The sequence below is a fragment of the Actibacterium sp. genome (assembly GCF_041584535.1).
In the GTDB taxonomy this organism is placed as follows: Bacteria; Pseudomonadota; Alphaproteobacteria; order Rhodobacterales; family Rhodobacteraceae; genus Actibacterium_D.
In genome coordinates this window covers 1-8,494 of record NZ_JBFHDW010000104.1, presented here as the reverse complement: position 1 = coordinate 8,494, position 8,494 = coordinate 1, and the positions used below count along the sequence as shown (strand labels likewise).

Genomic DNA, 8,494 nt, shown 5'->3' with positions numbered 1-8,494 from the left:
GGTCAGGTTTTCCAGCGTCAACAGATCGGTCACAGCCCCTGCCTCCGCGTTTTGTAGATCAGGTGCAGGAACAAGGGTGCCCCGACCAGCGCCGTCAGCACCCCCAGTTTCAGGTCCCGGTCCGGTGCGATCAGCCGCACCGCGATATCTGCCGCCTGCACCATCGCCGCCCCGCCAAGGGCCGAGGCCGCCAGCAATCGACCGGGCCGCGCGCCGACCAGCGGGCGCAGCAGGTGCGGCACCACAAGGCCGACGAACCCGACCGCCCCCGCGACCGCCACGCCGGACCCGACCGAGGCCGCGACCCCCGCCACCAGCACCAGCCGCAACCGGGTCAGGCGGATGCCCAGCGCCTGCGCCGCGTCCTCGCCCAGCGTCAGCGCGTCCAGCCCGCGGCCCAGCGTCGCCAGCAGCACCGCGCCGACCGCCATGAACGGCAGCGCCAGCCAGACATGGGTGAACGACCGGTCGCTGAGCGAACCCAGCATCCAGAACACGATCTCGGCCGCCGCATAGGGGTTGGGCGACAGGTTCAGCACCAGCGAGGTCATCGCGCCCGCAAAGGCGCTGACTGCGATCCCGGCAAGGATCAGCGTCAGGCTGGACCCGCGCGGCCCGGCCAGCATCAACAGCACCAGCACCGACAGAACCGCCCCGCCCAGCGCCATCAGCGGCAGGGCCAGAACGAAGGCCGCCGCCAGCCCGGTTTGCAGCGCGATCACCGCGCCCAAGGCCGCGGATGAGCTGACGCCGATCAGGCCCGGCTCGGCCAGCGGGTTGCGCAGATAGCCCTGCATCGCCGCGCCCGACAGGCCCAGCGAGGCGCCCAGCATCACGCCCAGCAAGGCGCGCGGCAGGCGGATTTCGCGCATCACCAGCACCGCCGCCTCGCCCCGGCCCGACACCAGCGCCGATATGCTTTCGCCAAGGCCCAGCGCCGCCGGGCCGATCAAAAGCGAGGCGCCGAACAGCAGCGCAACCAGCACCGCCAGCAGGATCAGTAGCAGACGATAGCTCATTGCCCGGCCTCCATGTCGTGGCGCAGCGCCACCAGCCCGTCGATCGCGCGCAGCACATGCGGCGTGCCGCAGACCCAGGCCCCGCCCGTCGCCCGCACGCGCGGCATGGCCGCGAGTTTGCGCAAGGCCGGGTGATCCAGCAAGGCCTCGGCCCGCGACGAGCCGGGATAGCGGGTGCCGGTGATAATCAGGTCGGGTTGCAACATCACCAGTTGCTCCAGCGGCAGAGTGCCACCTGCGGGCAGGCCGGCCTCGGTGGCGATGTTGGAAAACCCGGCGGCGGTCAGGATTTCCCCGGCCAGCGTCTGGGCCCCGGTGGTATAACCGTTCGGGCCGTAAAGCGCGGCGCGCGGGCGGGTTTTCGGCGGCAGGGTCAGCGCCGCAAGATCGGCATCGAACTGCGCGATCAGCGCATCGGCCCGGTCCGGATGCCCCAGAACCCGGCCCATGGCGCGCAGGTTGACGCGCACATCATTCAGGCCGTTTTCAGGGGCAAACTCGACCACCTCGACCCCCAGACGCCGCAGCATCGACACGGCGGCGCGCGACGTATAAGTGCCCGCCAGCACCAGATCGGGCTGAAGCAGGAACACTTCTTCGGCAAGGCCGTGATTGGCAGGATAGGCCTGCGCCTGTTCGGCCATCGCCGAGCTGCGCGCGTCCTGTCCCAGAAAGGAAACGGAAATCAGCTGCCCCGGCGCGGCCAGCAGCATCGCCAGCTGGTCGGTGCAGACATTCAGCGAAACCACCCGCGCAGGGGCCGCCGTCGCTGAAAGGGCCGCGCCAAGGATCATCCCCAGCGCGGCGATCAGCCCCAGAAGGGGCTTAGAAGTTCTTGCGAAGGCCAAGATAGAAGGCCCGGTCCGAGGTGCCATAGCCCTGCACCTGTTGGTATTCGGTATCGAACAGGTTCTCGATCCGCAGATAGGCCTCGGTGCTGTCGTCGAACGCATAGCTGACGCTGGCATGGGCGACGGTATAGTCGCCAAGGCTGTTCGGGCGATCGGCGACATGCTCCAGCGTCAGGCCACCGGTCAGGCGGTCGTTGAACGCGTAGTTGGCGAACAGCGACACGTCATGGCGGGCCACATCGGCCCAGGTCGCGCTGACCGAGCTGTCGATATAGGTATAAGACCCGCCGACCGACAAAGCCGGGCCCAGATCAAAGCCGGTTTCCAGCTCGACACCGGTGCGACGGGCAACGCCCGGCACCTGATTGTAGCAGCCCGGCCCATAGGCGCAGGCGGTCGAGCCATAGTCATAGCCGATCAGGTTTTCAGCCGCCAAATAGAACGCCGTGGCCCGGACAAAGCCCGTGTCATTCGCAAAGCGTTTCTCGATGCCCAGTTCGGCGCTGAGGCTGGTTTCGGGCTCAAGCGTCGGATCGCCAAAGCCGCTGTAAAGTTCGAACAGCGACGGTGCGCGGAAGCCGGTGCCAGCGGCGGCGCGCAGGATCAGGTCCTCGCGCGGGCGATAGGCGGCGGACAGGCGACCGGTGGTAAAGCCGCCAAAGGTGGCGTGGTCGTCATGGCGCAGCGACAGGGCGATATCCAGTTGCGCGTTCGGGGCATAGGCCCATTCGGCAAAGGCGCCCAGATCGCGGCTGTCGGCGGCCAGCGTGCCATAGCTGCCGAACTGATCGTAATCCTCAAAGGTGGCGTCCGCACCGAAGGACAGGCGCATGTCGGCATTCAGCATCGCGTCGCCCTGATAGCGCAACTGGCGGCGGGTGCCGGCATAGGTATAGTCATCGACGCCCAGATAGCTGCCGATCACGCTGTAAGACTGATCATACAGCAGATAGGTCTCGGACGAGCGATAGCGGCGCGACACATCATAGATGCTGGCCGAAACGCTGTGATCGACCGCGCCGGTCGAGAATTCGACAAAGGCCCGCAGACCGGCACTGTTGGCATCGGTGACCTCGTCATAGCTTTCGCCATCGCCGATCATGATCGGATAGGTCCGGCTGGGGTCGGCGTAATATTGCGGATCGAACTCGCCGCGCGACTGGTCGACAAAGCCGGACAGGCCCAGACGCACACCGCCGTCAGTATCGACATGGCCATAAAAGCTGAGGCGGTTGGCGGTGAAACCATCGGCCTCGGTGTTGCCGTCGTTTTCATCAGCGGCGGAAAAGCCATCGGTCTGAACGCGGCTAATGGTCAGGTCCAGTTCGGACATGTCGTTGCGCATCGTCAGACCATAGCTGCCGCGCAGGGTGTTATACGAGCCATATTCCAGATCGACGCTGTGATGCAGCCCGTCCTCGGTGGCGCGGCGGCTGGTCATGTCGATCACACCGCCAACGGCATTGGCGCCGTAAAGCGCCGATTGCGAGCCCTTCAGAACCTCGATCCGGCTCAGATCGCCGGTGCTGAGCGTGCCGAAATCATAAGCCACCTTGGGGGCCGAGGGATCGGTGATGTCGATGCCGTCCAGACGGACGCCGACATAATACTGGCTGGCGCCGCGAATGGTCAGGCCCGACCAGCCGCCCAGCGGGCCGTTGGTCACGACATTGACGCCGGGCACCTGAGTCAGCACATCCGACAGGCGGCTGACCGGCGCATCTTCAAGCTCGTCCTCGGTGACGATCTCGACGGTGTTGCCGGTGCGGCTGACATCGGTGTCGCTCAGGTTGGCGGTGGCGGTGATGGTATCCAGCAGGATCGCGTTTTCGGCATGGGCGGGCAGCAGCCCGATCAGCAACGCGCTTGCGGCGGTGGTGGTGGTCAGAAAGGTCTTCATCTTCAACCCTCGTTCAGCCGGAAAACCGGCTGTGGTCATCAAAGGATGTCCGGGAAGGGTTGCGCCCCTGCCGCAGACGGTGAGTGCGTCACCTCTGCGGTTTTGCCGCCTCCGATACGCGCCCCGCGCCCCGGAAAGGGTGATCACCTCGGCAGGTCTCCTGGCTTGCGGGTCAATGCTTGGCTGGCCTTCCCGGGGTTTGACCCAGTGGCATAGTCAGCCTCGCTCTCCGCCTACAGTTGCGGGGGCAGCTGCGGAATGGCCCGGATCATCGGGCGGCACCGCATTCCCTTTTCATTCGCCCCTTAAGGCGAAACCGAAGTGGGGCCGTGCATAGCGGATTTGCCGACAGAGTCAACGCCTATGCGGCGACGCAGCATCACGCAGGGGGCACGCGGGGCCATCTGGTGAACCGAGGGCAAAAACCTAAACATGTTAATTGCGCAGAAGTAAAAGCCATGCGAAACCGTGTCCATGGACCCGAACGCCCCGCCCCCGCCCGGCTCAAGCACCCCGCGCAAGCTGATTGATTTCAGCCTGATTGTCGTGGCGTCACTGGCGTTGGCGGCCGGGATCGGGGTGGCGTATCAAAGCGGGCTGGGCCGGGTCTGGGAGATATTTCTGGACGAAACCCTGCTGACGGCGGAATTGCTACCCAAGATCGTCGCCGGGGTGTTGGCGGCCTCGGCCCTGCCGATGCTGATCGCGCCCGAGCGGATCAAAAGCTGGATCGGCCCCGACAGCGGCTTGCGCGGCCTGACCATCGCCACTATCGCCGGGATGCTGGTGCCGGGCGGGCCGGGCGTGACCTTTCCGCTGACCATGGGCCTGTTGGCGGCGGGGGCCGACATGGGTGCCGGCGTGGCTTTGGTGTCGGGCTGGATGCTGCTGGGGCTGAACCGCACCCTGATCTGGGAACTGACCTTTCTGCCCGCCGATTTCGTCGCGCTGCGCTTTGTGCTGTCGCTGCCGGCACCGATCGTGCTGGGCTGGGTGGTGCGCCATACCCTGCGGCGCCGCGAGGCCCGGCAATGAATATTCTGATCGGCACGATTTTCCTGTGGGCGCTGGCGCTGTTCGCGCTGCGGCTGCTGCGCAAATCCCGCCCCGAGGCGGTGCCCGCCGTGATCGCCCGCGCCCGCACCACGACGATCTATCTGGTGCCACGGGTGTTCGCGGGCCTGCTGGGCGCCGGGTTCATGGCCGAGCTTTTGCCGGTGGACAAGATCGAACAGTATTTCGGTGAAGGCTCGGGCCTGATCGGGGTCGGGCTGGCCTCGGTGCTGGGTGTGGTCACCCCCGGCGGGCCGTTCGTGGCCTTTGCCGTCGGCGCCTCGGCACTGAAGGCCGGGGCGGGCTGGGCGCCTTTGGTGGCCTATGTCACGGCGTTTTCGGTGATCAATATCAACCGCTCGCTGGTTTATGAAATCCCGCTGATGGGACGGCAATTCACCCTGATCCGCATGCTGGTGTCGGTGCCGCTGTCGCTGGTGCTGGGCGGGATCGCCCTGCTGTTCTGAAGGCGCGGCGCTGGCTCAGGCCTTGGCCAGACCGCTGAGGATCGGGCAATTAGGCCGGTGATCGCCCGCACAGGCAGTGATCAGATCGGACAGGGTGGCGCGCATCGCTTTCAACTCGTCGATCTTGGCGTCGATCTGAACCAGGTGCTCTTGCGCCACGCGTTTCACATCGGCGCTGGCGCGGGATTTGTCGTCGTAAAGTGCCAGCAGGGTGCGGCATTCCTCGATGGTAAAGCCAAGGCCGCGCGCCCGGCCCAGAAACACCAGCCGGTGCAGATCGGTGTCGCTGAAATCGCGATAGCCATTGTCGCCCCGTTCGGGGGCGATCAGGCCGATATCCTCGTAATAGCGGATGGTCTTGGCGGGCAGCCCCGCGCGATCCGAGACCTGACCGATATTCATGCCACCGCCCCCGGCGTGACGCGCCGCAGCCGCAGCGCGTTGCTGACCACAAAGACCGAGCTGAACGCCATCGCCCCCGCCGCCAGCATCGGCGACAAAAGCGGGCCGCCAAACACATACAACGCCCCGGCGGCGACCGGGATCAGCAGCACGTTATAACCAAAGGCCCAGAACAGGTTCTGCCGGATATTGCGCATGGTGGCCTGGCTGATGCCCAGCGCATTGACCACGCCCGCGACATCGCCCGACATCAGCACCACGTCACCGGCTTCGATCGCGACATCGGTGCCGGTGCCGATGGCGATGCCGACATCGGCCCGCGCCAGCGCCGGGGCATCGTTGATGCCGTCACCGACATAAGCCAGCCTGCCGTGTTTCATCAGCGCCTCGATCGCCGCGACCTTGCCTTCGGGCAGCACCCCGGCCTCGACATGGTCGATGCCCAGTTCAGCCGCGATGGCATTGGCGGTGGCTTGGGTATCGCCGGTGATCATCGCGGTCTTGACGCCTTGGGCATGCAGCGCGGCAACCGCCGCCTTGGCCGAGGGTTTCACCCGGTCCGACACGCCGATCACCGCCGCCAACTGGCCGTTCACCGCCGCATAGACCGGCGTCGCGCCGGTCTGGGCCAACGCGACCGCCGCTGCGTCCAGTTCGGCGGTGGCAATGCCTTCGCGCAGCATCAGCCGCTCGGCGCCCACCATCAGGGCGGCGCCTTCGACCGTGCCTTTCAGGCCGAACCCGGTGATCGATTGAAAATCCTCGACCGGCGGCAACGGGGCTTCGGCCCCGGCGACGATGGCTTGGGCGATGGGATGTTCGGACAAGGCCTCGACCGCCGCGACCTGCCGCAGCAGCGCCGCACGATCAAACCCTTTGGCCAGCGCGACCGAGGTCAGTTCCGGGTGGCCGATCGTCAGGGTGCCGGTCTTGTCAAAGGCCACCACCGCCACCTCTTGCAAGGATTGCAGCGCATCGCCGCGCCGGAACAGCACGCCCAGTTCAGCGGCGCGACCGGTGCCGACCATGATCGAGGTCGGCGTGGCCAGCCCCATCGCACAGGGGCAGGCGATGATCAGAACCGACACGCCAGCAACCAAGGCAAAGGACAGCGCCGGATCGGGACCAAAGACCAGCCACAGCGCCACGGTCAGCACCGCAGTCGCCAGAACCGCCGGCACGAACCACGCGGTGATCTTGTCGACCAGCCCCTGAATCGGCAGCTTGGCGCCCTGCGCCTGTTGCACCATGTCGATGATCCGCGCCAGCACGGTGTCAGCGCCGACATGGGTGGCGCGATAGGTCAGCGTGCCCTGCCCGTTGATCGTGCCGCCAGTGACCGGGCTGCCCAGATGTTTCAGAACCGGCACCGGTTCGCCGGTGATCATGGATTCATCGACATAGCTTTCGCCGCCAGCGACCTCGCCATCGGTGGCGATGCGTTCGCCGGGACGCAGGCGGATCAGGTCGCCGACCTGCAATTCGGCCACCGGGCGGTCGACCTCGCCCGCGTCGGTCACAACGCGGGCACTGTCAGGGCGCAGGCCCATCAGCGCCTTGATCGCGGCCCCGGTGCGGCCCTTGGCGCGAGCCTCAAGCAAGCGGCCCAGCAGGATCAGGGTGACGATCACCGCCGCGGCCTCGAAATACACCCCGCGCGAGCCTTCGGGCAGCACCGTCGGCGCAAAGGTCGCCACGGTGGAATAGCTCCACGCCGCGAAGGTGCCCATCGCCACCAGCGCGTTCATGTCCGGCGCGCCTTTCAGCAGCAGCGGCACACCATGGCGAAAGAACCGCCGCCCGGGCCATGCCAGCACCAGCGTCGTCAGAACGAATTGAATGATATTCGCGGTGGCATGGCCGATCGCCGCCCCGATCCAGGCGTGAAAGGCCGGGATGAAATGCCCCCCCATCGCCAGCAGGAACACCGGCAGTGTCAGCACCGCCGCGACAGTCAGATCCAGCCGCAGCGCCCGGGCCTCGGCCTGTTGCCGGTCCTCAAGCGGGACGGCGGTTTCCGCCGAATGCAGCCGCGCCTTATAGCCCGTGGCGTTCACCGCGTCGGCAATGCTGGCCGCGTCGCCGCCCGCCAATTGCACCCGCAATTGCCCCGAAGCCAGATTCATCGCCGCGCCCATGACGCCCGCCTGCCCCAGCGCCGCCTTCTCAATGCGGCTGACGCACGAGGCGCAGGTCGCGCCTTCGACATCGTATAGAACCTCGGTCGTATCCACGCCGAACCCCGCCGCGCGCACCGCGTCCAGCACCGGCGCCAGTGGGCCATCATAGGTCACATCCGCCGTGGCCGAAGCCAGATTGACATGCGCCCCGGACACGCCGGGCACGCCGCCAAGCGCGGTTTCGGCCCGGCGCACGCAGGACGCGCAATGCAGGCCATCAAGATGGAAACGGGCGGAATTCTGGGCAGACATCAGACGACTCCTTGATTGTCCGCCCACAGATAGGGCCTCCAGTCACTGGAAGGTCAACCCCCAATGCCATGTTATTTTCCCTTTCCGCCGCGATGCGCTAAACCGGCGGCAACGCACGAATCAAAGGACCAGCCCCATGTTCGACCGTTCCATCAAGATTGCCCCCTCGATCCTGTCGGCGGATTTCGCCAATTTCGGGCAGGAAATCCGCGCGATCGAGGATCAGGGCTGTGACTGGGTGCATGTCGATGTGATGGACGGGCATTTCGTGCCGAACCTGACCTTCGGCCCGCCGCTGTGCGCCGCGATCCGCAAGCACATCAACACGGTGATGGACGTGCATCTGATGATCTCGCCGGTTGACCCCTAT

The 8,494-nt window shown here is 66.2% G+C and carries 8 protein-coding genes and 1 riboswitch; of the genes, 3 read left to right on the top strand and 5 right to left on the bottom strand.

The genetic code is table 11. The annotated features are described in order from the left end of the window. Positions 1-29 precede the first annotated feature (29 nt). Genes ABYW26_RS06985 through ABYW26_RS06975 form a run of 3 tightly spaced genes read right to left on the bottom strand, consistent with a single transcriptional unit; the run spans position 30 to position 3,770 of the window. Positions 30-1,019, bottom strand: coding sequence for a FecCD family ABC transporter permease (locus ABYW26_RS06985; RefSeq protein ID WP_372604055.1), 990 nt, complete (start codon positions 1,017-1,019; stop codon positions 30-32). After that, positions 1,016-1,870 (bottom strand): ABC transporter substrate-binding protein, encoded by an 855-nt coding sequence (locus ABYW26_RS06980; RefSeq protein WP_372604057.1) that lies wholly within the window; start codon positions 1,868-1,870, stop codon positions 1,016-1,018. The genes ABYW26_RS06985 and ABYW26_RS06980 overlap by 4 nt, the downstream gene beginning before the upstream one ends. Further along, positions 1,845-3,770, bottom strand: coding sequence for a TonB-dependent receptor plug domain-containing protein (locus ABYW26_RS06975; RefSeq protein ID WP_372604054.1), 1,926 nt, complete (start codon positions 3,768-3,770; stop codon positions 1,845-1,847). Before ABYW26_RS06975 ends, ABYW26_RS06980 begins: the two co-directional genes overlap by 26 nt. A gap of 132 nt (positions 3,771-3,902) precedes the next feature. Next, positions 3,903-4,106: riboswitch (cobalamin riboswitch) on the bottom strand. A 138-nt stretch (positions 4,107-4,244) separates the two neighbouring features. Between ABYW26_RS06975 and ABYW26_RS06970 the strand changes: the two genes are divergently transcribed. Both ABYW26_RS06970 and ABYW26_RS06965 read left to right on the top strand, forming a co-directional pair. Further along, on the top strand, positions 4,245-4,805 hold the full coding sequence (locus ABYW26_RS06970) for a permease (RefSeq protein WP_372604056.1): 561 nt from the start codon (positions 4,245-4,247) through the stop codon (positions 4,803-4,805). Then, positions 4,802-5,290, top strand: a complete 489-nt coding sequence (locus tag ABYW26_RS06965; RefSeq protein ID WP_372604053.1) for a hypothetical protein — start codon at positions 4,802-4,804, stop codon at positions 5,288-5,290. The genes ABYW26_RS06970 and ABYW26_RS06965 overlap by 4 nt, the downstream gene beginning before the upstream one ends. A 15-nt stretch (positions 5,291-5,305) precedes the next feature. Here ABYW26_RS06965 and cueR read toward each other — a convergent pair whose 3' ends face one another. Further along, positions 5,306-5,692: a Cu(I)-responsive transcriptional regulator gene (gene cueR, locus ABYW26_RS06960; protein ID WP_372604052.1), complete on the bottom strand. Its 387-nt coding sequence runs from the start codon at positions 5,690-5,692 to the stop codon at positions 5,306-5,308. Further along, positions 5,689-8,124 carry a heavy metal translocating P-type ATPase gene (locus tag ABYW26_RS06955; RefSeq protein WP_372604051.1) on the bottom strand — a complete coding sequence of 812 codons (2,436 nt, stop codon included), beginning with the start codon at positions 8,122-8,124 and terminating at the stop codon, positions 5,689-5,691. The genes cueR and ABYW26_RS06955 overlap by 4 nt, the downstream gene beginning before the upstream one ends. Before the next feature lie 136 nt (positions 8,125-8,260). Here ABYW26_RS06955 and ABYW26_RS06950 point away from each other — a divergent pair. Continuing rightward, a partial coding sequence (locus ABYW26_RS06950) for a ribulose-phosphate 3-epimerase (protein WP_372604050.1) occupies positions 8,261-8,494 on the top strand: 234 nt, incomplete at its 3' end.

What these genes read in the sequence shown, in the direction of transcription:
- ABYW26_RS06985 (WP_372604055.1), bottom strand. Translation starts at nt 1,019, where the DNA reads ATGAGCTATCGTCTGCTACTGATCCTGCTGGCGGTGCTGGTTGCGCTG.
- ABYW26_RS06975 (WP_372604054.1), bottom strand. Translation starts at nt 3,770, where the DNA reads ATGAAGACCTTTCTGACCACCACCACCGCCGCAAGCGCGTTGCTGATC.
- ABYW26_RS06970 (WP_372604056.1), top strand. Translation starts at nt 4,245, where the DNA reads ATGGACCCGAACGCCCCGCCCCCGCCCGGCTCAAGCACCCCGCGCAAG.
- ABYW26_RS06965 (WP_372604053.1), top strand. Translation starts at nt 4,802, where the DNA reads ATGAATATTCTGATCGGCACGATTTTCCTGTGGGCGCTGGCGCTGTTC.
- cueR (WP_372604052.1), bottom strand. Translation starts at nt 5,692, where the DNA reads ATGAATATCGGTCAGGTCTCGGATCGCGCGGGGCTGCCCGCCAAGACC.
- ABYW26_RS06955 (WP_372604051.1), bottom strand. Translation starts at nt 8,124, where the DNA reads ATGTCTGCCCAGAATTCCGCCCGTTTCCATCTTGATGGCCTGCATTGC.